Annotated in this window: 31 protein-coding genes; 16 read left to right on the forward strand and 15 right to left on the reverse strand. The window is 59.9% G+C overall.

Annotated features, from left to right (window positions below):
* The first annotated feature begins 7 nt into the window (after positions 1-7).
* Genes dapF through Thiofri_RS18925 form a run of 3 tightly spaced genes read left to right on the forward strand, consistent with a single transcriptional unit; the run spans position 8 to position 2,542 of the window.
* Positions 8-838 carry a diaminopimelate epimerase gene (gene dapF, locus Thiofri_RS18915; RefSeq protein WP_009147323.1) on the forward strand — a complete coding sequence of 277 codons (831 nt, stop codon included), beginning with the start codon at positions 8-10 and terminating at the stop codon, positions 836-838.
* Positions 835-1,563, forward strand: a complete 729-nt coding sequence (locus Thiofri_RS18920; RefSeq protein WP_009147322.1) for a DUF484 family protein — start codon at positions 835-837, stop codon at positions 1,561-1,563. Before dapF ends, Thiofri_RS18920 begins: the two co-directional genes overlap by 4 nt.
* Positions 1,556-2,542, forward strand: a complete 987-nt coding sequence (locus tag Thiofri_RS18925) for a tyrosine recombinase XerC (RefSeq protein WP_009147321.1) — start codon at positions 1,556-1,558, stop codon at positions 2,540-2,542. Before Thiofri_RS18920 ends, Thiofri_RS18925 begins: the two co-directional genes overlap by 8 nt.
* 65 nt (positions 2,543-2,607) lie before the next feature.
* Here Thiofri_RS18925 and Thiofri_RS18930 read toward each other — a convergent pair whose 3' ends face one another.
* Positions 2,608-3,306, reverse strand: coding sequence for an OmpA family protein (locus Thiofri_RS18930; protein ID WP_009147320.1), 699 nt, complete (start codon positions 3,304-3,306; stop codon positions 2,608-2,610).
* An 864-nt stretch (positions 3,307-4,170) separates the two neighbouring features.
* On the opposite strand from Thiofri_RS18930, the gene Thiofri_RS18935 reads away from it, so the two are divergent.
* Positions 4,171-4,395 (forward strand): AbrB/MazE/SpoVT family DNA-binding domain-containing protein, encoded by a 225-nt coding sequence (locus tag Thiofri_RS18935; protein WP_009147319.1) that lies wholly within the window; start codon positions 4,171-4,173, stop codon positions 4,393-4,395.
* Positions 4,392-4,817: a putative toxin-antitoxin system toxin component, PIN family gene (locus tag Thiofri_RS18940; protein ID WP_086014213.1), complete on the forward strand. Its 426-nt coding sequence runs from the start codon at positions 4,392-4,394 to the stop codon at positions 4,815-4,817. The genes Thiofri_RS18935 and Thiofri_RS18940 overlap by 4 nt, the downstream gene beginning before the upstream one ends.
* A gap of 140 nt (positions 4,818-4,957) precedes the next feature.
* On the opposite strand, the gene Thiofri_RS18945 is transcribed toward Thiofri_RS18940, so the two are convergent.
* The 9 genes from Thiofri_RS18945 to Thiofri_RS18985 all read right to left on the reverse strand — a co-directional run bounded on the left by Thiofri_RS18945 (position 4,958) and on the right by Thiofri_RS18985 (position 10,733).
* A complete protein-coding gene (locus Thiofri_RS18945) occupies positions 4,958-5,224 on the reverse strand; it encodes a BrnA antitoxin family protein (protein ID WP_009147317.1) in 267 nt (88 codons plus the stop codon).
* Positions 5,184-5,456 carry a BrnT family toxin gene (locus Thiofri_RS18950; RefSeq protein ID WP_009147316.1) on the reverse strand — a complete coding sequence of 91 codons (273 nt, stop codon included), beginning with the start codon at positions 5,454-5,456 and terminating at the stop codon, positions 5,184-5,186. The genes Thiofri_RS18945 and Thiofri_RS18950 overlap by 41 nt, the downstream gene beginning before the upstream one ends.
* A 156-nt stretch (positions 5,457-5,612) precedes the next feature.
* Positions 5,613-6,194, reverse strand: coding sequence for a hypothetical protein (locus Thiofri_RS18955; protein ID WP_009147315.1), 582 nt, complete (start codon positions 6,192-6,194; stop codon positions 5,613-5,615).
* Between the two features lie 142 nt (positions 6,195-6,336).
* Positions 6,337-6,633, reverse strand: coding sequence for a HigA family addiction module antitoxin (locus Thiofri_RS18960; RefSeq protein ID WP_009147314.1), 297 nt, complete (start codon positions 6,631-6,633; stop codon positions 6,337-6,339).
* A 16-nt stretch (positions 6,634-6,649) separates the two neighbouring features.
* Positions 6,650-6,928, reverse strand: coding sequence for a type II toxin-antitoxin system RelE/ParE family toxin (locus Thiofri_RS18965; protein ID WP_009147313.1), 279 nt, complete (start codon positions 6,926-6,928; stop codon positions 6,650-6,652).
* Positions 6,929-7,069: 141 nt separating this feature from the next.
* Positions 7,070-7,396, reverse strand: coding sequence for an XRE family transcriptional regulator (locus Thiofri_RS18970; RefSeq protein WP_009147312.1), 327 nt, complete (start codon positions 7,394-7,396; stop codon positions 7,070-7,072).
* Between the two features lie 451 nt (positions 7,397-7,847).
* Positions 7,848-9,197, reverse strand: a complete 1,350-nt coding sequence (gene ltrA, locus Thiofri_RS18975; RefSeq protein WP_323705578.1) for a group II intron reverse transcriptase/maturase — start codon at positions 9,195-9,197, stop codon at positions 7,848-7,850.
* A gap of 842 nt (positions 9,198-10,039) precedes the next feature.
* A complete protein-coding gene (locus tag Thiofri_RS18980; protein ID WP_009147309.1) occupies positions 10,040-10,285 on the reverse strand; it encodes a hypothetical protein in 246 nt (81 codons plus the stop codon).
* On the reverse strand, positions 10,278-10,733 hold the full coding sequence (locus Thiofri_RS18985; RefSeq protein ID WP_009147308.1) for a putative toxin-antitoxin system toxin component, PIN family: 456 nt from the start codon (positions 10,731-10,733) through the stop codon (positions 10,278-10,280). Before Thiofri_RS18985 ends, Thiofri_RS18980 begins: the two co-directional genes overlap by 8 nt.
* A 255-nt stretch (positions 10,734-10,988) precedes the next feature.
* Here Thiofri_RS18985 and Thiofri_RS18990 point away from each other — a divergent pair, with 255 nt between their 5' ends.
* From Thiofri_RS18990 to cydC, 8 genes are all read left to right on the forward strand, one after another.
* A complete protein-coding gene (locus Thiofri_RS18990; RefSeq protein ID WP_009147307.1) occupies positions 10,989-11,237 on the forward strand; it encodes a toxin-antitoxin system HicB family antitoxin in 249 nt (82 codons plus the stop codon).
* Between the two features lie 55 nt (positions 11,238-11,292).
* Positions 11,293-11,745 carry a tetratricopeptide repeat protein gene (locus Thiofri_RS18995; RefSeq protein WP_009147306.1) on the forward strand — a complete coding sequence of 151 codons (453 nt, stop codon included), beginning with the start codon at positions 11,293-11,295 and terminating at the stop codon, positions 11,743-11,745.
* 218 nt (positions 11,746-11,963) lie between these two features.
* A complete protein-coding gene (locus tag Thiofri_RS19000; protein ID WP_040854630.1) occupies positions 11,964-12,323 on the forward strand; it encodes a hypothetical protein in 360 nt (119 codons plus the stop codon).
* Between the two features lie 322 nt (positions 12,324-12,645).
* Entirely contained in the window at positions 12,646-13,221 is a 576-nt protein-coding gene (locus Thiofri_RS19005; protein ID WP_009147303.1) for a DUF2878 domain-containing protein, read from the forward strand.
* Positions 13,214-13,999 carry a DUF1295 domain-containing protein gene (locus Thiofri_RS19010; protein ID WP_009147302.1) on the forward strand — a complete coding sequence of 262 codons (786 nt, stop codon included), beginning with the start codon at positions 13,214-13,216 and terminating at the stop codon, positions 13,997-13,999. The genes Thiofri_RS19005 and Thiofri_RS19010 overlap by 8 nt, the downstream gene beginning before the upstream one ends.
* 99 nt (positions 14,000-14,098) lie before the next feature.
* Entirely contained in the window at positions 14,099-14,677 is a 579-nt protein-coding gene (locus Thiofri_RS19015; protein WP_051023799.1) for a lipocalin family protein, read from the forward strand.
* 154 nt (positions 14,678-14,831) lie between these two features.
* Positions 14,832-16,736, forward strand: coding sequence for a thiol reductant ABC exporter subunit CydD (gene cydD, locus Thiofri_RS19020; protein ID WP_009147300.1), 1,905 nt, complete (start codon positions 14,832-14,834; stop codon positions 16,734-16,736).
* Entirely contained in the window at positions 16,733-18,469 is a 1,737-nt protein-coding gene (gene cydC, locus Thiofri_RS19025) for a thiol reductant ABC exporter subunit CydC (RefSeq protein WP_009147299.1), read from the forward strand. Before cydD ends, cydC begins: the two co-directional genes overlap by 4 nt.
* A 77-nt stretch (positions 18,470-18,546) precedes the next feature.
* On the opposite strand, the gene bamC is transcribed toward cydC, so the two are convergent.
* Together bamC and dapA are read right to left on the reverse strand one after the other, a co-directional pair.
* Entirely contained in the window at positions 18,547-19,752 is a 1,206-nt protein-coding gene (gene bamC / locus Thiofri_RS19030; protein ID WP_009147298.1) for an outer membrane protein assembly factor BamC, read from the reverse strand.
* Positions 19,753-19,892: 140 nt separating this feature from the next.
* A complete protein-coding gene (gene dapA, locus Thiofri_RS19035) occupies positions 19,893-20,780 on the reverse strand; it encodes a 4-hydroxy-tetrahydrodipicolinate synthase (RefSeq protein WP_009147297.1) in 888 nt (295 codons plus the stop codon).
* A gap of 324 nt (positions 20,781-21,104) precedes the next feature.
* On the opposite strand from dapA, the gene Thiofri_RS19040 reads away from it, so the two are divergent.
* From Thiofri_RS19040 to Thiofri_RS19050, 3 genes are all read left to right on the forward strand, one after another.
* Positions 21,105-21,644 carry a glycine cleavage system protein R gene (locus Thiofri_RS19040; protein ID WP_009147296.1) on the forward strand — a complete coding sequence of 180 codons (540 nt, stop codon included), beginning with the start codon at positions 21,105-21,107 and terminating at the stop codon, positions 21,642-21,644.
* Positions 21,645-21,751: 107 nt separating this feature from the next.
* Positions 21,752-22,219 carry a peroxiredoxin gene (locus Thiofri_RS19045; protein WP_009147295.1) on the forward strand — a complete coding sequence of 156 codons (468 nt, stop codon included), beginning with the start codon at positions 21,752-21,754 and terminating at the stop codon, positions 22,217-22,219.
* A gap of 182 nt (positions 22,220-22,401) precedes the next feature.
* Entirely contained in the window at positions 22,402-23,820 is a 1,419-nt protein-coding gene (locus tag Thiofri_RS19050; RefSeq protein WP_009147294.1) for a PhoH family protein, read from the forward strand.
* A gap of 43 nt (positions 23,821-23,863) precedes the next feature.
* On the opposite strand, the gene coaE is transcribed toward Thiofri_RS19050, so the two are convergent.
* Genes coaE through Thiofri_RS19065 form a run of 3 tightly spaced genes read right to left on the reverse strand, consistent with a single transcriptional unit; the run spans position 23,864 to position 26,755 of the window.
* The gene (coaE, locus tag Thiofri_RS19055) at positions 23,864-24,418 is read right to left on the reverse strand and encodes a dephospho-CoA kinase (protein ID WP_407702916.1); all 555 of its coding nucleotides are present in this window, start codon (positions 24,416-24,418) and stop codon (positions 23,864-23,866) included.
* 54 nt (positions 24,419-24,472) lie between these two features.
* Positions 24,473-25,456, reverse strand: a complete 984-nt coding sequence (locus tag Thiofri_RS19060; protein ID WP_009147292.1) for a prepilin peptidase — start codon at positions 25,454-25,456, stop codon at positions 24,473-24,475.
* Positions 25,457-25,501: 45 nt separating this feature from the next.
* Positions 25,502-26,755: a type II secretion system F family protein gene (locus Thiofri_RS19065; RefSeq protein WP_009147291.1), complete on the reverse strand. Its 1,254-nt coding sequence runs from the start codon at positions 26,753-26,755 to the stop codon at positions 25,502-25,504.
* Positions 26,756-26,759: the final 4 nt, after the last annotated feature.

Below are 26,759 nucleotides of genomic sequence, written 5' to 3' on the forward strand. Positions count from 1 at the left end.
TGCCGGAATGCGCTTAAAATTCACCAAAATGCACGGACTGGGCAATGACTTCGTCGTCATCGACGCCATCAACCAGCAAGTCGCCATGACTGCGGAGCTGACCCGCAGGCTGGCTGAGCGCCGCCGCGGTGTCGGCTGCGATCAACTCCTGCTGGTCGAGCCGCCCAAGACGCCCACAACCGACTTTCACTATCGCATCTTCAATGCCGATGGCTCCGAAGTCGGCCAATGCGGCAATGGCGCGCGCTGTTTCGCGCGTTTTGTCCATGACAAGGGCCTGACCGACAAACGCCAGCTGCAAGTCGGCACCAAAAGCGGTCTGCTAGAGCTGAACCTGCTCGATGACGGCCAGGTGCGGGTCGACATGGGCGTGCCGCATTTCGAGCCCCGGGCCATTCCTTTTCTGACCGATCAGCGCGCACCAGCTTACAATTATGGCGCCGGCCGCCAGACCCGGCGCATTGGCGTGGTGTCCATGGGCAACCCCCATGCAGTGGTACCCGTGGACGATCTCGCAACCGCTCCGGTTGACACCCTGGGACCGGAGATCGAACACTCGCCACTGTTTCCGCAACGCACCAATGTCGGCTTCATGCAAGTATTCGACGATGAGCACATTGGCCTGCGCGTCTGGGAGCGCGGCGCTGGCGAGACCCAGGCATGCGGCAGCGGCGCCTGCGCCGCCATGGTGATAGGCCGCCTGTGGGGTGAGCTGAGCGAGGAGGTGAGAGTCACCCTGCCCGGCGGTGATCTTGTCATACGCTGGCCCGGAAACCAGGAAACTGTCACCATGACCGGCCCGGCCTGTCAGGTCTTTGATGGAGAAATGACCTTATGAAGCGCCACACCGTACCAGATGACGCCATCACCGAGGCCATGGCGGTTGCCTATCTGGACCGCCATCCTGACCTGCTGCTTCACCACCCAGAGCTGCTGGTCAAAATGGACGTTCCCCATGGGGGCGACGGCGCCGTCTCCTTGGTTGAGCGCCAACTCGCGCTGCTGCGCGAACAGATCGCCCAGGAACGCCAGCGCCTCGCTTTCTTAGTCGAGCGCGCGCGTGAGTATGAGTCCCTGTCCGAGCATCTGCACGAACTGACCACCAAGCTGATCCTGGCTCGCAGCGTCAAGCATGTCCAGGACATTCTAGATGTGGAACTGCGCATTGAGTTTGGCGCCGAGGCAGTCGCGCTGCTGCCATCACCCCCGCCGGACGAGGCGCCAAAGCATGCGCCGAGCCAAACGCCAAAGGATCCCCAGGAGATTGCGCCAGACACCCCTGCTGCCGCCCCCACAGACATCGACAAACTGCTTGAGCTCGATCACTGTCAGTGCGGCCCGCTGAATCCGGACCAATACGCCGAGCTATTCGGTAGCCAGGTGGAAAATCTGCGCTCGGCGGCGCTGATTCCGCTGCGGGCCCCAAAAATGCACGGACTGCTCGCCATTGCCAGTCACGACCCGGATCGATTTACCCCCGACATGGGCACGGTCGCGCTTGAGCGCCTGGCCGACATCATCGGCGCCAAGTTGATTGAGCTTGCGCTTTCGCACCATGACTGACACTGCCCGCGCGCTGCTTGAGCGCTTTCTGAGTCACCTCGCCAACGAGCGCCGACTCTCGCCCCACACTCTGGATGCCTACCGCCGCGACCTCGAGCGCATCCTGGCCTGGCACCAGGAGCTCAGACCAGAGGCCAGCTGGCCAGCATTACAGGAGCGCGATGTCCGCGCCTATCTGGCCATGCGCCATCGCCAGGGCCATGTCGGTCATACCCTGGCGCGCGAACTCTCCGCGCTGCGCCGGCTCTTTGTTTACCTGATGCGCGAGCTGATCGTTGAACACAATCCTGCCCAGGGCGTACGTGCGCCTAAACAGGCTCGGGTGCTGCCAAAAACCCTGGATGCCGACCGCCTGAGTGCCATGCTTGACTCAGACACCGGCACTAACGCGGCAACTGGCTCTGATCTATCGACTGGCACTGAAACCGGAAAAGCCGCCGCGACAGCATCGACACCGGACTCAGACCCGCTTAACCTGCGCGATACCGCCATGGTCGAGCTGTTCTACTCCTCCGGTCTGCGCCTGGCCGAGCTGATTTCCATCGACACCCGTGACATCAACCCGCGCGACCCCATGCTGAACATCACTGGCAAGGGCTCAAAGACCCGCCGCGTGCCCATTGGGCGCCAGGCCCTTAAGGCCATCGAGCTTTGGCTTGCCGTGCGCGGTCAATTTGCGAGCAGCGATGAACCCGCGCTCTTTGTCAGCTCCCGCGGTCGACGCATTCATCCGCGCACTGTCCAGCAGCGCCTGCGCCTGTGGGCCATTGCCCGCACCTCGGACATCCCACTGCACCCGCACATGCTGCGCCACTCCTTCGCCAGCCATCTGCTGGAATCCTCCGGCGACCTGCGCGGGGTGCAGGAACTGCTCGGCCATGCCGACATCAGCACCACCCAGATCTACACCCATCTCGACTTCCAGCATCTGGCACGCGTTTACGACCAGGCGCATCCGCGCGCCAAACGCAAGAAATAGGCGTCTTTCCCGTGAAACAGCTGATTCATCCTCCGGCGTGGCCGGGGCGATGCCCCCCCGGAACCTTAGCTGGCCACAATCGGGATAATGGTGATCTCCACCCGACGATTCAGGCTCCGGCCGACCTCGCTGGCATTGGAGGCAATGGGATTGTTCTTACCATAGCCGTAGGCACTAACCCGCTGCGGCGTGACGCCATCGCCCATCAGGCGGCTGCGCACGGCATCGGCGCGACGCTCAGATAGCTTCATGTTGTATTCCGCGCTGCCGGTGTCATCGGTGAAGCCGGCCACCGCGAGTTGGGTCTTGCCGTATTGGTTCACGATGGACGCGATCTTATCCATGGTGCTGTAGAATCCGGGCTTGACCTGGGCGGAATCCACGTCGAAGGTGGTTGCGCTGGTCATACCGACGATCAAACGATCATCTGAGAGTTTACGCACGCGAATGTCGCCGCGACGGATTTCATCGGCCAGCTCCCGCTCAAAATCGAGCCGCTGCTGCTCCATGTAATCCCCCACTGCGGCTCCAACCAGGGCGCCGCCAACCAGGCCGATCAAAGCACCGCGCCCGGCGTTGGCACTGAGCGAGCCCAGGGCTGCACCTGCTGCGGCCCCGGCCAATCCGCCCATGCCAGCCCCTTTGGCGGCACCTGTGGGTTCTGAGCGGCTGTAGGGATCATAGGGGTCGGTCGTGGCACAACCTGTCAGGGCCACCACGGCAGTGGCAGCAATCAGTGTTTTGCTGTTCATTAATTTGGGCATCGGGATAATCTCCTTGGTAGCCTGTTTCAGATGGTCGCGCCAGCGCTTGGAGCTGCCGGCGGCCAAGTTCTTTCACTGCAAGATTCTGCCACGTCCACGCGCGCTGCGGCGAGCCCTTTTCCCGGTGGGCCTCTTTCTTCACCTTAGACATCTTTCTTCACCTTAGACATCTTTCTTCACCTTAGACATCTTTCTTCACCTTAGAAAAGAACTCGACAACGGCTGCGCAAATGCCGCCGTCATGGATCTCCAGCACTGGACAGATAAGTCTTCAAGCACATGCCGCCCCTGCTACCCCGAGAGACGATGACCACCACTTCCGTTCTTCCAGTGGCCACCCAACGGCCTTCCCCTTCTGACCACAGGGTCGGCGTCTCCAACCTATGTTTACGAGGCTACGTCTAGGTTCACTTGCGTTACGGCCTGCACTCTTGCTGTGTGGAAACTCACGACCCCTTGTTACCAAGACGCCGCTTCCTCATACTACCGAGGCGTACGGACAACTCCCCGGACGGGACTTTAAACCGCTAGACTTACTGTTGTTACTGCGAACGGCCTGGGTCGAATTGTTTTCCGGCTATGCTGGGAATTAAGCCGACCCTGGTCCCATTAACCTCAGTGCCGAGCGAATGATTCAGCAGGCGCACCAGGCAGGGCTGGAGCTAATCGGGATCGGGATTGCTATCGACGTCAGCCGATTATTTCCCGCTGTGTCTGTCCGCTTTCGCTTGGAGTGAAAAGCAGCCGGATCTATTCGTAAAACGTCCTAACAATCTCCCGGGACTTGACAATTAACTCTTGGTTGCATTGGCCTGAAAACTCGCTAAAATTGCATTTCTTACTTCATTACTTTTTGAGGTCGTCATGCTCACCAAGCGCACGAGCAAGAACCAGGTCACCTTGCCCAAAGCCATCGTCCAGACGGTGGGTGAGGCCGACTACTACGATGTCACGGTTCAGGACGGCAAGATCGTACTATCGCCGGTTCGACTGCGGCAGGCAGACGCAGTAAGGGCCAAGCTGGAAGAACTGGGCATCACGCAAGATGATGTGGGTGAGGCAATCTCTTGGGCAAGAAAGCGCGCATGAGCAAGCCTCGGGTCGTCATCGACACCAACTGCCTGGTTTCTGCCCTAATTTTCTCGCGAGACCAATTTGCGTGGCTACGGGAAGCCTGGCAGGCTAAACGTTTCGTCGCCTTGGCCAGTCGCGACACGGTGAGCGAACTGCTGCGCGTTCTCGCCTATCCCAAGTTCAAGCTGAGTCACGATGAGCAAGAAACGCTGCTGGCCGAATTCCTGCCGTTCGTAGAAACCGTCAGTATCGAGACAACGCCTGGAGGTCTACCGGAGATTCGTGATGCCGAGGATGTGATCTTTCTGGTGCTCGCAGCTGTAGCCAAGGCCGATGCACTGGTCAGTGGCGACGGCGATATTCAGGCAGTCAAGGCGCAATTTCAAATTCCCATCCTGACCGTCGCAGAATTCGCCGACTGGCTGCAGGCTCAATAAACTCCCGGAATCAAGCTCGTGATGTTGGCCGCCATCCCCACCACAGCAGAAACCCTGCCCGATGACTCGGGAGCGGGGTTGTCTCGGGCGGTGGGCGTCCGTGCCCGAGGGGTCAGCCGCGCCGGGTTGGGGCGAGGATGTCAAAATACATGTGAATTAAGCCAATCGCGCAATGCGATATTCATCCGCACCTGCCAGCCTTCGCCGCTCGCCTTGAATGCTTCAATCACATCAATATCGTAACGGATCGTTAATGCCTGTGTCTTGTTTTTTGTCTGGAAGCGACCTCGATGAATCAGCTTATCACCGACATACTCATCGGCTTGAGCAAAAAAATCGTCCGTCAACTCAGGTGCGTCATCTGGATCAATCCAACCGCTCGCTATAGCGTTTTCTTTCGCGTTCATTTGCTTTCCTCATACTGATAATGCGCCGAGTCTTTCCACGAGGTGTCCAGACTATGATAACCATTCGGTCATTCAATTTGCCGGCGGTGATGTAGCGCAACTCACTGTAATTCTCGTGGGCATCTTCAGCGGTGAAATGCCGTCCAGCAAAGATCTCATTGGCATGAGCGAAATCCAAACCTCGCTCCATGAGGGTTTTAGAGCGTTTTCCCGCATCAAATTCGATGTCCATGGAGTGAGATTAGCTGCCTCCGTTTTGGGAATCAAGCCAGTGAGCGTCGGCCACGTCAAGAAAACACGAAAAACCCCCGCCCCGATGACTCGGGAGCGGGGTTGTCTGGGGCTGTGGGCATCCGTGCCCGAGGGGTCAGCCGCGCCCGGATTGGGCTTAGGCTGGACGCGGCTGGGGTGGTGCGGACATCGAGGCGAAGTTCGCTCTCGGTACAAAGGTTTCGATGATCTTGCCCTTGCGTTGCAAGACGGTCACGCCTTGGGAGAGTGCCTGTTGTTTTAGCTCGTCATAGATTGAGAAGGTCGCTAGCACGAGGTGATGTCGATACGCTTGATACATGGGGAACAGGGTTTGAAAGTTGGCATATTTTTTGGTGAGCAGTTTGTTTAAATCCGCTTCATGGGCTTTGTATTTGACTTCGATGATGGCGACATCTTCGCCATTGACCATCAAGATATCGAATTCGTCTTCGATTTTTCCTGCGCTGCGGGTTAGGTTTTTATCAATAAAATCATAGCTAATCCCGCCCAGTTCTTGGGTGTCTTTAAGGGAGTTAAAGAAAAACTCTTCGGTGATCTCGCCCAGGTTGCGACCAAAGGTGCCGATCATTTCGCCGATTTTTTCAAGCTTACGGTCAGTTTTGGCCATTTGGGCTTCGGTTTTTGCCATTTGGTCATCGGTTTTGGCCTGGGCAACCGCGAGGCTGGCAACCAGTGCTTTGAGTTCATCATCGGTCATGGGACTGGCTCCTTTTTGTTTATACCGCAATCAGTGGAATACGCTGATGATAACGCAAAAACCCCGCCCCGATGACTCGGGAGCGGGGTTGTCTGGGGCTGTGGGCATCCGTGCCCGAGGGGTCGGCCACGCCGGGTTGTGTTTAGGCCGTTACTGCGTGACGGACGGCCACTTTGGCTTGGTCGCGCTGCTCGGCTTGCCAAAGATCATAAGCAAGCTGACCTTTCAACCAGCTTTCTGCGCTCGGGCCATCGAGCCACGCCTCCAGACGCAAGGCAAGATCGACGCTGATACCCGCCTTGCCGTTGAGTATGCGGGAAAGCGTCACTCGGTTGATGCCAAGTTCTTGTGCCGCCTTGGTCACCGTCAATTCTAGTGCGGGCAAAACATCCTCGCGCAGCGTTTCACCGGGGTGCGGTGGGTTGTGCATTCTTGCCATATCGGGGATCCTTTTCTCAGTGATAATCCCGGTAATCGACCAGGATCGCGTCTTCACCCTCAAACACAAAGGTCATCCGCCAGTTGCTATTGACGGTCACTGACCAATGCCCGGTCTGATCGCCTGAAAGCGGATGCAGTCTCCAGCCGGGCATGTTCATATCACGCGGGCTCGTGGCATCGTTCAATTGCCGTAATTGCCTTGCCAGACGGGGCGCGTGATCCGGTCGGATACCCGACTTGTTTCCAGTCTCGAAGAAGGCTTGAAGACCTTTGTGCCGGAAGTGTTTAATCATGCCTGAATTGTAGCGTCATGCACTACAATTCACAACGGGGTCGTGAACAAGGAACGGCCTACAAAGGGCGCAAAACACAACCCCGCCCCGATAACTCGGGAGCGGGGTAGTCTGGGGCTGTGGGCATCCGTGCCCGAAGGGTCAGCCGCGCCGGGTTAGGCTCCCAGAATTCCCTGAAGGATTACAAAGAGGTGTCAGTTCAATCCGCAATTGTTGTCCGAGTGCCTTCGCGGCACTGCTCAATGTGGTCAGCGTCAAACTGGTATCGGTTTCATCGAGTAAACGATTCAGCGCTGCTCGACTGGTGTGCATTTTCTCTGCCAAAGCGGTTTTCGTCAGATGCTGAGACTTCATTTCTTGAGCAATCTGCCATGCAATGACGCGCTTGACGGCCACTGCTGTCGTTTCATTGAGTATGGCTTCATCCGCAAGAAAATCATCGAAGCGACTGCCAATATGCGGGTTCATTGAAGGTTCCTAATGATGTCTTCACCAATCAAGCGGCGTTCATTGGCGGGCAAAGACTTCAGCCAATCGCGCACTGGTTCGCTGTCGCTTTCGGTGGCGAAGAAACGGACGGTGAGTATGGGTCCGGACATGCGCGTATTGTATCAATTTTGGTCCGCATCAACAATACCACCCCACCACAGCAAAAAACCCGCCCCGATGACTCGGGAGCGGGGTTGTCTGGGGCGGTGGGCGTCCGTGACCGAGGGGTCAGCCGCGCCGGGTTGCGCTTAGGCTGCGCCCGGCTGGGGTGGCTCAGAAATTAATCCGAACCGGAGAGTAAGCCGGGGTCTCACCGTGTTTAGGTCAACGTTTGTTTTCTCTGTTTTCCGCCTAGTTTCCCGGCGGTGCCACAATATCTTGACCATGCGCAGCTTGACTCCCGGCTCCTCGCAGAACCGGACTTGGAGTGTTACACCATCCGGCTCCCAGTCTGAGGCATCCACCAACGGACGGGATAAAGGTTATGGAGTATTCGAGCCTTGGGCAGCATGCGGCGGATGTACGCCGCGAATTGCTTCCAATTGAGCGAGCGCTTTTGACTTCGCCGGTTGAGCCACTTAAAGAGCAGCCGTTGGGCAAAGTAGACGTAGCTCGACAGCCCGCGACTGTTGCCACTCACACCGTAGTACTGAATGTGTCCTTGCAGATGCCGCGCAAGGAATGCCACCATGGCGTTCCCTCCCTCCCCACGCAACTCCCGCAGGCGTGCGTTGAGGGCCTTGAGCTTTTTGCGCAGGCGCTTGCCGTCGGTTTTTCGGCCAACGACAAAACGCCCCGTCCGGCTCCGCCCTACGTAGTGAGTGAAGCCGAGGAAGCTGAAGGTGCGCGCTCCCTGGCCTTGCGCCCGCTGGCGTCCGAGCCCTCTTGGGGTCAACAGGGCGCTGCCGAATTCCAACAACGCCGTCTTGCTCGGCTCGATCTCCAGGTCGAACTCGGCCAACCGCTCGCGCATCTCGCTGAGAAAGGCGCGGGCGTCGGCTTCGCGCTCGAAACAGGCCACAAAGTCATCGGCGTAGCGGATCAGGTAGGCCTTGCCCGCACATTGTCGTGCAAAACGCTTCTCAAACCAGAGGTCAAGGGCGTAGTGCAGGTAGATATTACTCAGCACGGGTGAGACCAATCCGCCCTGTGGCGTCCCTTCGACGCTGGCTGCGAACACGCCATCTTCCATGATGCCTGCCTTCAGAAACCGCTGGATGATCCGCAGTAGGTTTGGATCGCCGATGCGGTGCTCCAGAAAGCGCAGCAGGTGGGCATGGGAGACGTGGTCGAAGAAGCCTTTGATGTCGGCCTCGACCACCCATTGCGTCCGTTCGTTGGTGATGACCTCCGCCACACGACGCAGCGCATCGTGCGCACTGCGCCCAGGGCGGAAGCCATAGGAGCACTCCAAGAACTCCGGCTCCCAGATGGCCTGCAAGATTTGGCTGAGGCGATCTTGCACCAGACGATCCTCGAAACTCGGAACGCCCAATGGACGCATGCGTCCATCCCCTTTCGGAATGTAAGTCCGCCGTGCCGGTTGCGGCCGATAGCCCAGTCGGCGTATCCGTGCCGATAAGTCCTCTAGGCGCGCTTGCACACCCTGGGCATAGTCCTCTTTCTTTATCCCATCAATTCCAGCCGCCTTGCGTCCGTCTTGGCGTCCGAAACTTTCGCGCAATCCGTCAGGATCGAATAATAGACCCATCAGGGAGGTGAACCGCGTTCGCGGCTCTTCGCGCGCCTTCAGTGTGAAACGTTCAAGTCGTGTTGTCACGCTCTTCAGTCCTCTCTGGGTAGGGGCGTGTCTCCCTCTTACGTTATCTCAAAACCGCCACCCCTTTGCTCCACCGGAATTACCCAGCTTCATCGCTACTATGGATGGCTCCGACTTCCGTACACCACCACCCGCGTCCTCGCTTTTACACTTGTTTGCAGGTGCCTGCCTCCAGCAGACCGACGCACGGATCTCCCTGGTTACCACGTGCTCTCAATATAAGGCTCGACACGGCCTCGGACCCCGGGGAGTATCCATGCCACTGACCATGACGCGACATGCATTGTTGCCTGCCGGGGGGCCAAACCCGTCGGCACTCTCCAACGTAATTTTCGGGGCTCTACGCCTTCAGGGTCGGCTTCACCCGTTACCTTTGCACCTCGCCTGTTTTCGTGCCTACGCACCGACGCGTCAGTTGCCCTTCGCGCCGTAAGGCTCGATACCGGGCTCGCGGCTCACGATTACCCAGGCGGGACTCTAACCCGCTAGAACACGCGGCCTTGCCAGGCCGCACTGGCCCCATTTATTCCTGCTGCTGCATGGAATGCCGGGGGTTTTATCGGGCCAATCGCCACGGCGGTGATTCTCGCGCTGGGGGACGTGCTCGGCGGTAACCTTCGGGGCTATGCCGAGGCGTTCGTGGCGGATTTGCAGATTCCCGAGGCGGCGTTGCTGGATTGAATGCGCAAACGCCGAGGCCTGCCGCCGGATGAGATCAAAGAGGCCAGCGCATTTCAGGTCACTCAGCCGCTCTACACCCAATGGGATTGAGGCATGGCTGCGGCACGAGGTGGCATTTCAAATTAATTCGAGCCCCATTAGCCCATTAATTAGAACTGCGTCTAGCTGAGTTCGTCCCCCGGTTGAGGTGGGTCTCGACCCAGACGCTCTAATACATCCAAGAAACGCGCTCGGTCAGCCCTTGCTGCGCGGCGCGTAAAGACTGTCTCAGTCTCCAGTGTGGCGACCTTCTCAGCCAGGGCGGTATTGATGAACTGGTTCAAGCTTACGCCATCACGCTTGGCAGCGCGGCGTGCCGCCTCCAGAATGCTCCGTGGCGCGCTCAATGCGTAGTTACTCTTACTCATTGCGCAAAATCCTCGCAATCTCAGCCGGGCGGCACAGCTCAATCCCGAATCGGCTCGGTGCTATTCCGAAGTCGCGGACATTGAAGGTGACCAAATGCGTCGCTGCCGCATTTGCAGCCGCCTCCAGCACCATGTCGTCGTTCGCATCACGCAACAGCGGACGCCACAAGTACCAGATTGGCACCCGCTGCATGACGGCGGCCAACTGATCGAGAATGACATCCATGTCACCCGGCGTGCCTCCCGCACGATCGAGTGTTTCAGGGCGTTTGAGCACGGCTTCGTATTCCAGCAGCAGCGGCACGGACGCCGCCGCTGGCAAGCGACCGACACCGATTTCATGCAGCAAAAAACGGGAGGCTCCAGTCGGACTGACAACAGCCGAAACGACGACATCTGTATCCAGCACGACGATCATATGCCATAGCATATGAGAAATGCAGCGCATGTCAAGCAATACCCATCTTTTGCTTCAGGAATTAAGCAAGGGAACACAGAAAAAAACCCGCCCCGATGACTCAGGAGCGGGGTTGTCTTGGGCTCTGGGCATCCGTGCCCGATGGGTCAGCCGCGCCGGGTTGGGCTTAAAATTAGCCGTTTCATCGTCACGCACAATCTGAGCGACTTCCGACGGGCCGACTCATTCAGCATCCAGGTTCGTCACACCGGCGCAGCTTCTCGAGTTTCTTGAGGATCCATTTCCATGAGCGCACTGACCGTCCGTTTGCCCGATTCCCTCCATCAAACCATCAAAGAGCTGGCGGCTCGGGATGAGATCTCCGTCAACCAATTCATCGCCAGCGCCGCCGCCGAGAAAATGGCCGCGATGCTGACCCTCGATTATTTGCGCACCGAGGCAGCCAAAGGCCGGCGCGAGGATTTCCTGCACCTGCTCGATCAGGCTCCAGACGCCCCGCCGCTCGCGGGGGATGAGTGGCCGGCGAGTTCATAGCCTGCTGTTGCAAGGGGATGTTCGACCATACCAAACCCGCGTGAGGAGCGAATCAATGCCTGCTATCTGTCTGAAAACAGCGGCTGCCGTGACAGGATTGACCAAGAGAACCCTGTGGCGCTACATCGAAAACGGCAAATTAAACACAGAAAAGCGAGAGAGCGAGGTGAAAACCCTGGTGGATTTCGACAGCGTGCTGCGGATCGCGGAGCTGGAATTTCCTACGGATAATTATGCAATGATCCTGGACGCGGATGCGGGCACGCCGGCGGCAGAATGCGAGTTTGGCCTGTGGCTGCTGGAAAATAGGCGCGAGACGCTGGCCGTGGAGTGGTTGCAACGCGCAGCGCACGGGGGCGTGGCCGATGCCATGCAGTGGCTTAGCCAGCTGTATGCGCGCGGTCAGGGCGTGGAGCAAGATGAAGCCCAGGCCGTTGCGTGGCTCAAACAGGCTGCCGCGCATGGCCATCTGATCGCGCAGGGGCAGATGACGGGGCTTGGGCTTTAGCCCCAGCGCCGGGAGTTTCGGATGCCGACCATCCACTTCGATACAGCCAAGGCCATCACCGGCCTGAGTCGCTCAAGCCTGTGGCGTCGCATTCGCGAACACCCGGGCTCCAGTAAAACCGTCGGCCCGACCAAGAGCCAGATGCGCACGCGCATCGACGTTGACAGCGCCTTGGCCTGGAACCGCTTGGGCACGCCGGCGCTCAATATGGTTTGGGCTTGCGGTTGTTTGAACTCGGCCACCCACAAAACGCCATTGCCTGGCTGGAGGAGGCCGCCAAGCAAGGTCATGCTGAGGCCAAGGAGCGACTGGCCGAGTGTCTGGTGCATCGCGGAGGCGGCGAACAAGACGAAACCGAATCCCAAGAGGATGGGGATCAAGTGACGATCTCATTGCACCGCGAGCGAGAGGCCGACCTCCAGGCTTGGGTCAAATTGGTGCCGAGCGAGGATCTTGCAGTGCATATCAAGCAAGCGCTGCGCGAGTACATCGCCCGCTATGCTGGGGAGACGGTAACGGTGCCGGTGGTCATGCGGCGGATGACTGTGCCAGCGGTGCCCGAAGAGCAAGTCAATTGATCGCTCAGTTGATGGCTCGACTGATGACTCAACGGCCTTGGTGACGGCTGCGCGGTGCTGGCGACGGGGCCCGAGGGCTTCGCAGACCTGCCGGTCACCGAGATGACCGTGTTGCTGGTGAACGGCGTTCGAGACGGAGTCGAGGGTGGCTTTCGCCGGCGCGGCCTTTTTTGCGCGCTGGCGGTGTGCGTGCGGTAGCGCAGCGGCCCACTGGCAGGGACAACACGAGCGCGCGCGGGGTTGCATCTGCGGCCTCGGGCAGCATCTGATGCAAACAACCGCCTGCCCATCTGGGCGCGCGAGGTTTTTACGGAGTGCGAACGTGCGACTGACCGATATTGCCATCAATTTTGTCCTTTTTCAGATCGCCTGGCTGCTGTGTGTCATGGCCGGCGCTCAAGATCAGCCCATGCTGGCACTGCTGGCAATGACCACCGCCGTGGGCGTGCATCTGGTGCGTGCGCCGCGCCCCTTGCCAGAGTTACTGCTCATGGTGCTGACGGGCTGGTTCGGTGCCCTCTGGGATGGCACCTTGGCCGGCTTCGGCTGGCTAACTTACCCGTCCGGGCAATTCGCAACCTGGCTGGCACCCCACTGGCTGATCGGGCTTTGGGTGCTGTTCGCCACCTTGCTGAATATCTCCCTGCGTTGGCTGAAGGGCCGCTATGCGCTGGCCGCCGGTCTTGGCGCCATTGGCGGTCCGCTGGCCTTCCTCGCTGGCGAGCAACTCGGCGGGGTAAGTTTCCCGGACCCGGTCATTGCTTTCCCGGCCATCAGTATTGGCTGGTTTTTCGCAACGCCCTTTCTACTGTGGCTTTCCATGCGTCTGGATGGGTACCGACCACAACTGCAATCATCGCCCAGACGAGTTTTAACTGGAGCAGCATCCAATGTTTGACCTCGGCATCTACGCAGCTGGCCTGGCCGTTAGCCTACTGCTGGCAATGTTTGGTTGGCTAGTGAGCATTCGCAAGCAGGATGTCAGCATTGTCGATTCGATGTGGTCGCTGTTCTTCCTGCTCATGACCCTCATCTATGTCGCGAGCGCCGAGGCACTGGGCGGGCGGGCCAGCCTGATGCTATTTCTGGTTGCGCTCTGGGCGATGCGCTTGTCGGTCTTTATTACCCTGCGCAACTGGGGTGAACCGGAAGACCGGCGCTACCAGGCCATCCGCCGGGACAACGAACCCAATTTCTGGATAAAGAGTCTGTATATCGTCTTCGGCCTGCAAGCGATTCTGGCCTGGGTGATTTCCCTGCCCCTGCTCGGTGCCACCCTGAGCCCCGCGCCGCTAAATTGGCTGGATCTGGCCGGAGTCCTGGTCTGGCTATTCGGCTTTGGCTTCGAGGCCATTGGTGATCAGCAACTGGCCAGCTTCAAGGCCGATGCGCGCAACACCGGACAGGTGATGGATCGCGGCCTGTGGCGCTATACCCGGCATCCAAATTACTTTGGCGAGGCCTGTCTGTGGTGGGGCTTCGGGCTGCTTGCGCTGGCGGGCGGTGCCTGGTGGAGCCTGATCGGCCCGGCGCTGGTGACCTTCCTGCTGCTGCGCGTCTCTGGCGTGAAACTGCTTGAGTCCGATATCGGCGAGCGTCGCCCGGCCTATGCGGACTACATTCGCCGCACCAATGCGTTCCTTCCCGGACGGCCGAAGGCAAAAGCGGAGGCTTAGCCGATGTCGGGGCCGATGTCGGGGCCGATGTCGGGACGTTCTGACCAAGGGCCCAGCCAACTTGACCCCATCGAAAAAACAACGAGGATGCCAAACCGCATGACTTCCCCACCACGCCTGAAACACCTTGGGCGCGCCTTGCTGCTCGCCGCCAGCTCACTCATTCTGTCCGCCTGTGTCGAAACCGGAGGAGAACCCATGGACACCGTCAAGCAGGTCGATCTCGAACGCTTTATGGGCGACTGGTATGTGGTCGCCAATATTCCCACCTTCGTTGAAAAAGGCGCTTACAACGCGGTCGAGTCTTATGCGCTCAACCCGGATGGCACCATAGCGACCACTTTCACCTTCAACAAGGATGCCTTCGACGGCGCGCAAAAAGTCTATCACCCCAAAGGCTTTGTGCTCGACACCAGCACCAACGCGCATTGGGGCATGCAGTTTATCTGGCCGATCAAGGCCGACTATCGCATCGTCTATCTGGACCCGGATTATCAGCTCACGGTGATTGGCCGTGCCAAGCGCGATTATGTCTGGGTGATGGCGCGTCAGCCTGCATTCAGCGATGCCGAACTGCAACGCATGCGAGACTTCATCGCCAGTATCGGCTACGATGCGACTAAACTCGAGCGGGTTCCGCAACAGACCGAGCGTGCGCCAACCAAGCCTGAGGGCTGAGCTTCTGGACATCTCCTTGCACTGGCGCCAGCTTTCCCCGACGCCACCTAGGGCCACCTTGTGCTGCTGGCGTGACCGACTACTCGCCGGCCGGCGCGGAATCCGCGACACCCATTCGCCGCCCATGGGCTCGCTTGCCGCCTGATACCTTGCCATGCCGACTCCGGCCACTCCTGACCCCAACTTGACTGGCGCAGAAGCGCAACAGCGTGGAACACGCCCGGCGCCTGCCGCTGGCGATGATCGGGCGCACGCAGGTGAAAGCAAACTTGCAGCCAAGCGCTTTCTCGATCAGCAAAAGCCCTTGGCTGGTCTCTATCTGCGCCTGGCCATCGCCATGCAGCTCGCCAACGGTGGGCTGCTGATCGCCCAAGCCTGGATACTGGCCTATGTGATCAACGCCTTTGTCTTCGCTGGCGCCGGTCGCGCCGAGCTGACCCCTTGGATGCTGCCACTGCTCGGGCTCTTCGCGCTGCGCGCCCTGCTGAGCTGGGGCGCCGAGCAGACAGCCTTTCGCGCCGCCGCCGGCGTCAAACGCAACCTGCGTAATCGGGTCTACCGACACATTCAGGCTGCCGGCCCCCGCTGGATGGCTGGTCAGCGCAGCGGCGCCCTGGCCGAGGATCTGACCAAGGGCATCGAGGCGCTCGAAGCCTACTATGCCCGCTATCTGCCAGCCATGACGGTGACCATGCTGCTACCGCTGGCCATAATCGTGGTAGTCGCACCCATCGACTGGCTTTCGAGCCTGATCATGGCGCTGGTCGCGCCGCTCATCCCGATTTTCATGATCCTGATCGGCACCCGGGTGGAGGCCATCAATCAGCATCAGTGGAAGGCACTGGCGCGCATGGGCGCGCATTTTCTGGATGTGATCCAAGGGCTGACCACGCTCAAGCTGTTCAATGCCAGCCGCCGCGAGGCACAAGTCATTGCCGAGATTTCAGAGGACTATCGCCGCCGCACCATGGAGGTACTGCGGGTGGCTTTTCTGTCCTCGGCGGTACTCGAATTCTTCGCCACCGTCGGCATCGCCATTATCGCGGTCTTCATCGGCTTTCGGCTCTACCAACTCGACCTGCCGCTGCCGGATCTAATCGCACCGCCCGAGATCAGCTTTCTGAGCGGATTTTTCATTCTGCTGCTCGCGCCCGAATTCTTTCTGCCCCTGCGCAGCCTGGGCACCCACTATCATGGGCGACTCGAGGCCATCGCCGCCGCCGAGCGCATCGCCGACATTCTCGACACGCCCCTGCCTGAGCGGCCATCGCCCGGCCGTCGCCTGCCCACCAACAGCCCGCTGGCTATTGGCTTTGAGGATGTGCACTTCGCTTACGAAGCAGGTCGCCCGGCCTTGCAAGGCGCGAACTTTCGCATCAACCCAGGCGAGCGTGTGGCCCTGGTCGGCCCGAGCGGTGCCGGCAAGACCACCATCGCCAGCCTGCTGCTCGGTTTCGGCATGCCGGATGCTGGGCGGATTGTTGTCGATGGCATTTCCCTTGCCGATATGGACCTTGAAGACTGGCGCCGGCGCCTGGCCTGGCTACCACAGCGTCCGCGCTTGTTCCAGGGCAGCCTGCTTGAGAACATCCGCCTGGGCACGCCACAAGCCAGCCTGGAGACGGTGCAAGACGCCGCCAGACGCGCGCGTGCGGCCGAGTTCATCGATCAACTACCGGCTAGATATGACACCGAAATTGGCGAGCAGGGCGTTGGGCTCTCCGGCGGGCAGATTCAGCGCATCGCGCTTGCCCGCGCCTTTGTGCGCGACGCCCGGCTGGTGATTCTCGATGAGGCCACCGCCAGCCTGGATCCGGCCAACGAAGCACTGGTGCAGGCCGGCATCGATGAGCTGGCGCGTGATCGCGGCCTGCTAATCATCGCCCATCGGCTGGTCACCGTGCGCCATGCTGATCGCATTCTGGTGATTGTTGATGGGCGCATTGCTGAACAGGGCACGCATGATGAGTTGATCGCCCTACAGGGCCATTACGCGCGCATGGCCAAGGGTCAGTTTGCCGAAATCGCCCAAGCCGCTGATCCCGGAGAACTTGCATGAAGGAGTTGCTGCGTCTCTGGCACCTGTTTAAACCCTACCGCGCCTGGATATGGGGTGGCTTTCTGATCGCGCTGGTCACCCTGCTGGCCAATGTGACCCTGCTGGCCATTTCCGGCTGGTTCATCACTGCGATGGCCGTGGCCGGTGCCGCTGGCGTGATGATGAATTACTTCACCCCGGCAACCATCATCCGCGCCAGCGCCATGGCACGCACCCTCGGGCGCTATCTGGAGCGCCTGGTCTCGCACGAGGCCACCTTGCGCCAGCTCTCCGGGCTGCGGGTTTGGTTCTACCAGCATCTCGAGCCCCTGGCGCCGGCACGCCTGCAAGAATTTCACAGCGGCGACCTGCTAAGCCGCATCCGTTCCGACATCGATGCGCTCGACAACTTCTATGTGCGGGTGCTGATCCCGGTGCTGGTCGCGGCCAGCGCCAGTCTGGTTTTTTTCCTCTTCACCGCCTTCTATGATCTCGGCCTGGCGCTCAGCCTTCTCGTCCTGCTGCTGATCGCTGGTACCCTTCTGCCCACCGCAAGCCGCAAGCTCGGCCGCGAGCCCGGACGCCATCTGGTCGAGACCGAAGCCAAACTGCGCCAGACCGCCATCGACGGCACCCAAGGGCTGTCCGAGCTGCTGGTATTCGGCGCCGCCGATGACCACGCACGGAGCCTCGATGCGCTCAGCGCGGAGTTGATCGCCTCCCAGGATCGCATGAGCCGCCTGGCGGGCATTGCCTCCGGCGGTGTGGGCCTGTGCGCCAATCTGGCACTCTGGTTTGCGATCTGGCTTGGCCTGCCGCTGCTTGAGACCAACAGCCTGGCGCCACCCCAGCTGGCCATGCTGGCGCTGCTGGCCCTGGCGAGCTTCGAGGCTGTCGCGCCTCTGCCCCTGGCCTTTCAGCAGCTCGAGAGCACCCTGACTGCGGCGCGGCGGCTATTTGCCATTGTCGACACCCAGCCCGCAGCACCCGAGCCCGAGGGACCGCAGGTGACGCCCGAGCATTTCCATCTCAGCCTGCGCGGGGTCGGTTTCCGCTACCCCAAGGCAGAGCGCGCCGCCTTGCGTGACTTTAACCTGGAATTACCGGTCGGAAAGCGCATCGCCCTAGTCGGGCCGACCGGCAGCGGCAAAAGCACGGTAATGAACCTGCTGCTGCGTTTCTGGCTGCCGGACGCAGGAGAGATTCGACTCGGCGACCTGCCATTGGCGCAATTACGGGGCGAGGAACTGCGCCGCCATCTGGCCCTGGTGTCGCAGCAGACGCATCTGTTCAACACCAGCATCCGCGAGAATCTGCTGCTGGCCGCACCGGCGGCGAGCGAGCAAGACTTGGAGCGTGCCTGTCGCACGGCGCAGATTCATGACTTCCTCCAGAGCCTGCCCGAGGGCTATGACACCTGGGTGGGGGAAACAGGCGTGCGCCTTTCTGGCGGACAGGCAAGACGCATCGCCATCGCCCGCGCACTGCTTAAGGACGCGCCCATTCTGTTGCTTGATGAGCCAACTGAAGGCCTCGACGGTCCTACCGAACAGGCATTGATGATGGCAATCGATCAAGCCATGGAGGGGCGCAGCACCCTGCTGATTACCCACAAGCCCATTGCGCTTGCGCGCATGGATGAGATTCTGGTGATTGATCAGGGACGTCTAGTTGAACGCGGCAGCCACCAGGAATTACTGCAGGGCGAACTCTATCCGCGACTACTGGGCTTTGATGCCAGTGCCGCAGCGTGAAACAGGCGCTGCATTCTCGGGGGGGCCGGGACCAAGAGCCTATGGGGCGAATTAATTCGCCCCATAGGAAAGACTTCTCAGCGCATTTCCTCGCTTAGCAGGCTCAGGATGCGCCCGGCTGTGGGGGAAGTGTCGGGGTTGCCATTAGAATCGTGAATAGTCACGCGGGTCTGGCCCTGCGCCTCGTTCAGGCGCACCTGGTATTGCTCAACGCCAAGGTCTTTGTTGTTATTCTTCCAGAACGCCAGGCGTGAACCCAGCCCTTTTTTCTTGCCCTGGCTCCTGTTCGGATCGTCGTAGCGCACGTAAAACACCCCTTCGGAACGATTGCGATCTTCGACCGCAAAGCCGCTGCGATCAAGCGCCAGACCAACCTGGCGCCAGGCTTGCCGATAGGGTTCGGCGATGACCAGGGCGCCGCCGCCACTTTGCACCAGTTGCGCACTGCGTGTTGGCGCGCTTGAGCCCTGTTGCGCGAGCATGCGCTGAGCTTGTTGCTCAGACACACCGAGCGACAGCATCAGCCGCCGCAGCATTGCACCTTCCTTGCCCGGGTCGCTTGGCGCCGGCTCCCACACAGTGCTGGCCTCCTCGCCCAGGGTATTACGCACCAGGCGCTCTTCCATTGCACGGTGGGTCAGATAGACCTCGGTGGTGCCGGGACGCGGTCCGGCATCGATACGCACCCGGTATTGATCGCGTGTGGAGGTGCTGTAAAGACCATCGACCACCGTGCGGAACATCTTGGTGACGATATCCCGGCGGACCTCGGCGCGATTTTCAATCCAGTCGGTCTTCATCACACCAATGGACGGCTCCTGCTCAACCAGCAAAATGCCTTGCTGGCGCCAGAAGGCGACCACCTGCGGCCAAACCAATTGTGGCGATTGATCGATCTGCAGCCAACGCTTGTCGCCCGAGCGTTCCATCTCGACACCCGCGACGCTTGGCAACACCTCACCACTGCCGGCGACCCGCTGCCGACGCTCACGCGTGCCGGTGTATTCGGAGTAAGTGGTGATGCCGCTAGCCGGAGGGATGTCGAGGGCATCGTCGAAAGAGGCGGCGGTGAGATCCGGTGGTAACTCGAGGTTTTCCCCTGCCTCGCGCTGATGTTTGTATTCCAGGCGCTGATCAGGCAAGACCTTGTCGATTTTGTTCCGGATACCACAGCCCGTCATCAGCGATGCCGCCACCACCGAGGCCACCGAGGCGACGGCCAAGCGCGACCCGAGAATGCGCGGGTTTAATTGTGAGAATTTGGCTTCCAATTCGACGCTCATGGCAATTTGCCACCTCAATCTATAGGGAACGAATACCGCTCAAACCGCACGGCCACTGGGTGCGACAAGACCGCTCAGGCAAAGGCGCGAGTGTACCTCATCAGCGCGCATCGGGCATCGGTTAAGACCACCGGGCGCTGTCAAGTGGCGATACAGTCAAGATCCCGCAGGCTCGCACGCAGTCCGTCATGGTGCGATGCAGTCAGCCAGGTCAAGGGCAGGCGGATGCCCGGCTGACAAAGCCCCATCTCGGCAAGTGCCCATTTGACAGGGATGGGATTGGACTCAACGAACAACCCCTGATGCAACGGGTCAAGCGCGGCATTCAATGCGCGGGCTTGTTCGGCATCGCCTGCCAAAGCCGCAACGCACATGGCCTGCATCTTTGCCGGAACCAGGTTGCTGGTGACGGAAATCACGCCATCGCCGCCGGCGAGCATGAAGTCGCAGCAGGTTCCATCGTCACCGCTGTAGAGCAGAAAATCCTTGCCGCAGAGCGCGCGCAAGGCCGCCACCCGAGTCAGGTCGCCAGTCGCCTCCTTAAGACCAACAATGTTAGGCACCTCTGCAAGCCGCGCGACCGTCTCGGGCTTGAGATCGCATGCTGTGCGCCCCGGCACGTTGTACAGCAACTGCGGCAGCTCGACGGCCTCAGCCACCGCCTTGTGATGCTGATAGAGCCCTTCCTGCGTCGGCTTATTGTAATAGGGGGTTACCAACAAGGCCGCATCAGCGCCCGCGTCTTTGGCACAGCGGGTCAGGCGGATAGCTTCGGTCGTTGAGTTGGCCCCGGTGCCGGCAATCACGGGAATGCGCCCAGCTGCCATCTTAATGGTCCGGGTAATGACATCGCAGTGCTCGGTCTCGTCGAGCGTCGCCGACTCGCCGGTGGTTCCCACGGATACCAGCGCGACTGTGCCGGCTTCGACATGAAAGTCCACCAGCCGCCGCAACGCCTGGTCATCGACAGCTCCCGATGGCGTCATTGGGGTGATCAGGGCGACAATGCTGCCGCGCATTTTGTTCATTGCGTCGCTCCGTTGGCGGAATCATTGAGCAAAAAATTATTCAGTTTGCCAGAATCCAGCCCTGACCGGACTCCTGATGTCCTGACATTCATGGTGGGATGGTAGCGCCTGCTTTCCACCCATGGCAAGAATGCCTGCAAGTCGCCACCGGTCGTGGCTGAAGCCACTCCCACCAGGAAGCCTGTTCGCTCGACATCGCAGGCTTATCATGAGGCAGCGGACCGGGCGAGCTTCAGCCTGCCTGTCGACAAGCGAGCGTGATACACTCAGTATCGGTTCATTTCCCAGTCCCAACCGACTTAAGTTACAAGCGTCAAAAAGGTCATGACTAAGCAGAAAACCTTTCTTGTTCTCTCCGCGCTGGGCGAAGACCATCCCGGCATTGTTGATCGGCTCTCCAAGACCATTCTCGATCAGGGCTGTAGCATCGAAGACAGCCGTATGACAGTGCTCGGCGGCGATTTTGCCGCCATCCTGCTGATCGAGGGCAAATGGAATACCCTGGCGAAAGTCGAAAACGTCCTGCCCGATCTTCAGCGCCAGCTCGGGCTGACCATTACCAGCAAGCGCACCGGCGAGCGCGAGCGCAGTGGCAACAACATCCCCTACGCGGTTGATGTGGTGGCCATGGATCACCCGGGGATCGTCCATAACCTGGCCGGATTCTTTGCTGATCGCGGCATTAATATCGAGGACATGGCCACCAACACCTATGCCGCAGCCCACACCGGCACGCCCATGTTCGCGGTGCACATGACCGTCGGCATCCCGGCTGATACCCACATTGCCACACTGCGGGAAGAGTTCATGGACTACTGCGACGGGCTCAACCTGGACGCCGTGCTTGAGCCGCTCAAAGCCTGAGAGTGCGCCCAACATCGCGCCCACCAGATGGCGCTTGGGCTTGATACATGCCAGCCAGCGCACCCATGTTGCCTGGACCCAGTCATTATCCAACCCGGAGCGAGAAGATGCCTTTAACAGTCGGCGACAATCTTCCAGACATCAAGGTCAAGATCACCGGTGACCGCGAGATCGCGCTCAGCGATTTTCGTGGTCGCAACCTGGTGCTCTATTTCTACCCCAAAGCCAGCACCCCCGGTTGCACCCAGGAGGGACTCGACTTCACCGCCGCTGCGGATGCATTCGCCGCTGCCAATACCGCCATTCTCGGTGCCTCGCGCGATGGCCTAAAGGCGCAGGAAAACTTCAAGACCAAACAGGGATTCAGCTTCGACTTGGTGTCGGACAAGGACGAAGCGCTGTGCCAGCTGTTTGATGTGATCAAGTTAAAGAAAATGTATGGCAAGGAATCGCTCGGCGTGGAGCGCAGCACCTTTCTGATTGACTCTGAGGGCGTGCTGCGGCATGAGTGGCGCAAAGTCAGCGTCAAAGGCCATGTCGATGAGGTGCTGGCTGCCGCCAAGGCCCTGTCATAACCTGGGTTCTCAAGCCTCGCAGGGCGGCCCCGACCTAACCCTCATGGTCCCGACCACCCCGGACAATGAGGCTCCTTATAGGCAAATGCCCCAGTAGCCGCCATGACCGGCATGCGCACCCAAACTGGCCAGCTCGACCGCACAAGCCGCGCCATCACCGAGCATAGAAGGCTTGGAATACCATGATTAAGCGCCAAAAGGATTCACTATGCCTGTTCGTGCTCGACACCAATGTGTTGATGCACGATCCAACAGCCATTTTCCGCTTCCACGAACACCATGTCTTCCTGCCGATGGTGGTGCTCGAGGAACTGGATGCCGGAAAAAAAGGCATGTCGGAAGTGGCGCGCAATGTGCGCCAAACCAGCCGCTTTCTTGATGAACTGATCAGCGACGCGCGGCGCGAAGATATCGAAGCCGGCCTGCCGATCCAGACACTCGGCGATGCTGGGCGCTCATTGTCCGCACCGCCGGCGGGGCGATTGTTTTTCCAGACCGAGCCACTGGCATCGCGGACCTCCGCCAACCTGCCTGGGCACAACGCCGACAACAACATTCTGGCCACCGCGCTGGCGCTCAAGGAGCAGCATCCCGACCTACAGGTCGTCATCGTCTCAAAAGACATCAACCTGCGCATCAAGGCCACGGTGCTTGGCATCGCGGCCGAGGACTACTCCAACGACCAGGTCCTTGACGATGTCGACCTGCTCTACACCGGCCTGCGCACCCTCACGGCCGATTTCTGGGACAGGCACGCCAAAACGCTCGACTCCTGGAAAGAAGAAGGCCGCACTTTCTACCGCATTACCGGCCCGGATCTGGCCGAATGGTACCCGGGTGAGTGCCTGTCACTGGATGACAACCCGCCTTTCGAGGCCATCGTGCGCGAGAAGCGCAGCGAGCAGGAAGCCGTCATCGAACTGGTCGAGGACTATCGCCTGCCACGGCACAACGTCTGGGGCATACGCGCGCGCAACCCAGAGCAGAACTTCGCGCTCAATATGCTGATGAATCCAGAAATCGACTTCGTCACCCTGCTCGGCACCGCCGGCACCGGCAAGACGCTGCTTGCCCTAGCGGCAGGACTGGCGCAGGTACTTGATCGCAGCATCTACCGCGAGATCATCATGACCCGGGTGACAGTGCCGGTGGGGGAAGACATTGGCTTTCTGCCCGGCACCGAAGAAGAAAAAATGACCCCCTGGATGGGCGCGCTGATGGACAATCTGGAAGTGCTCACCCAGACCGAAGGTGGCGAGTGGGGTCGCGCCGCCACCAATGATCTGGTGCGCAATCGCATCCGCATCTCATCGCTCAATTTCATGCGCGGGCGCACCTTTCTGCACAAGTACATCATTCTGGATGAAGCGCAAAACCTGACCGCCAAGCAGATGAAAACCCTGATTACCCGCGCAGGGCCGGGCACCAAGATCGTCTGCCTGGGCAATATTGCCCAAATCGACACCCCTTACCTGACAGAAACCACCTCGGGCCTGACCTATGTCGTCGACCGCTTCAAGTATTGGGACCACAGCGGCCACATTACCCTGATTCGCGGCGAGCGTTCGCGATTGGCGGATTTTGCCTCCGATCGGCTGTGATGCCGGAGTCCGAGACAATACCCGCCACATGTCAAACTTGGGCTCAACGGCGCACCTGTGCCAAAGTGCGATAAAAACCATCCAACTCCGCCACCCGCGCATCCAAAGCGTCAAGAGCGCCTGAATTATCAATCAGATCATCAGCTCCGCTCAAACGGCGCTGCCGGTCAACCTGGCTTGCAAGGATGGCATGGATGGTGGCATCGCTGAGTCCATCGCGTCTGCGTACCCGCTCAATCTGCATCGCCTCTGGCAGATCGACCACCAGCACGCGATCAACCAGCGCCTGTTGACCGGTTTCAAACAATAGCGGAATCGCAAGCAGGCTGTAGGGGCCTGGTACCTGCTCGGCAAGCCGCAGCATCTCGGCGCGGATCATCGGATGGAGAATGGACTCAAGCTCTTGCCTGACACCGGCATCATGAAAGACCCGCTCACGCATCCAGGCACGATCAAGCGCTCCGGTCGGGGCGCGGGCGGCGGCACCAAAGGCCGCGACAATAGCTGGCATGGCCGCACCATGCGTCGCCGTCAGGGCATGGGAAATCAGATCGGCATCAATGACAGTCACGCCGCGATGCGCAAAGCGCTCAGCCACGCTTGACTTGCCGCTACCGATCCCGCCAGTCAGCGCCACGCACAGCCGACACATTCAGCCCAGGCCGCTCCAGCGCAGATAAGCTTCGGTGATCTCAGCCCCCCACAGCAGGCTCACCCAACCGGCAATAGCCAGATAAGGGCCGAAAGGCATTGGCGTGCGCTGCTTCTGCCGGCCAAGCGCGATCAGCGCGATCCCCACCAGGGCTCCAGGCACCGCAGAGAGCAGAATAATCTGCGGCAACGCCTGCCAGCCCATCCAGGCACCAAAGAGCGCAAGCAGCTTGAAGTCCCCGCGGCCCATACCCTCACGGCCGGTCAGCACCCGGAACAGCTGAAACACCGACCAAAGACTCAGATAACCGGCGATGGCACCAATAATGGCCGTCTCGGCATCGACGAAAACCCCGAACAGACTGAGCAACAGCCCGCCCCAGAGCACTGGCAGGGTGATGGCATCAGGTAGCAGTTGGGTGTCGAAGTCGATCACCGCCAGCGCGACCATCGACCAGGTAAACACCAGTGCTGCGGCTGCCTGCACGCTGAAGCCAAAGTGCCAGACCACCACCAGGCTGAGCACGGCAGTTAGGGTTTCAATCAGCGGATAACGGATGGCAATGGGCGCACGACAGGCCGAGCAGCGCCCGCGCAGCAGCAGGTAGCTCAGGACCGGAATATTTTCCCAGGCGCGGATGCGATGACTACAGCTCGGACAGTGCGAAGCAGGCCGTGCCAGGCTAAAGGGCGCCGGCTCTTGCTCGGGCACCGGCTCGTGCTTCGACTGCTGCTCCCCCGACTGCTCCTGGCTAGGCCCACCGATAGGGCTGGGGGTAGCACTGGTAACCAAACTGGGACTGGATGCCGTTTCCGCCTCGGCTGTCAGCAGTTCGGCGCAATCCCGATGCCATTCAAGCTCCATCATGCGCGGCAGGCGCAGGATGACCACATTCAGGAAACTGCCCACGACCAGCCCCAACAGCACAGTCGTGCTGTACAGCAGCCAGGGAGTTTCCGCAAGCACGCGAATGAGATCGCTCATCGCCCAGTCCAAGCCATGATGAGAAATGATCGAGCCAGCACGAAATCAGACAACTGCGGCGAGCTTGAAGATCGGCAGATACATGGCAACGATCAGGCTCCCCACCAGACCGCCGATGACCACCATGATCAAGGGCTCGAGCAAGCTACTCATCGCATCCACGGCGTTGTCGACTCTTTCTTCGTAAAAGTCCGCTACCTTGGCCAGCATGGCATCGAGCGAGCCTGACTCCTCACCGATGGCCGTCATTTGAATCACCATGTGCGGAAACAGATTGCGCTGGCGCATCGCCAGTTGCAGGCTCTGGCCCGTGGCAACCTCTTCGCGCATTTTGAGAACCGCATCCGTGTAGACGATGTTGCCGGTCGCGCCAGACACCGAGCCCAAAGCCTCAACCAAGGGCACGCCGGCGGCGAACATGGTTGAGAGCGTGCGGGCAAAACGGGCAATGGCAGCGTCGTTCAGGATGGAACCAATAATGGGGATCTTCAGCGAAGCGCGGTCGATCAACTCACGAAACTTGCGCGATTTCTCATGCACCTTGGCCACAGAAAAACCGAAAGCCCCCATCCCCATGGCGACAATCCACCACCACTTCTGCAAGAAGTCGGAAAGCCCAACGACCATCAGGGTAAAGGCCGGCAGATCGGCACCGAAACTGGTGAACAGTTCCTTGAACTGCGGAATTACAAACACCAAAAGCACCGCAGACACCACAACGGCAACAATGATGACGGCAGCAGGATAGAACAGCGCCTTCTTGATCTTGCCCTTGATGGATTCGGTCTTTTCCTTGTAGGTCGCAATTTTGTCGAGCAGCACATCGAGCACACCCGCCTGCTCACCGGCAGCGACCAGGCTGCACACCAGATCGTCGAAGTATTTGGGGTGCTTGGCCAAGGATGGCGCCATCGCGGTGCCACTTTCGATATCGTTCTTGATGGCCAGGATGAGTTCCTGCATCGAGGGGTTTTCATGCCCGCGACCAACGATCTCGAAAGACTGCACCAGCGGTACGCCGGCGGCCATCATGGTGGCAAGTTGACGGCTGAAAATGCTGATATCCGCGCTGGTGATCTTCTTTTTGCCGCTGCCGATGACAAACTCCGTTTTCTTGCGCACCTTGGTGGGATTCACCCCCTGGCGGCGCAGATCAGCGCGAATCATCGCCATGTTGGTGCCACGGGTCTCCCCCTTGATCTTGGCGCCACGCTTGTCGACGCCCTCCCAGGCAAAGTTGTAGCTTTTTTCGGCCTTGGCCTGTTTTTTTACAGGCAGTTGTTTCGCGGCGACAGCCATGGCG

This window comes from Thiorhodovibrio frisius (assembly GCF_033954835.1).
Taxonomy (GTDB): Bacteria; Pseudomonadota; Gammaproteobacteria; order Chromatiales; family Chromatiaceae; genus Thiorhodovibrio; species Thiorhodovibrio frisius.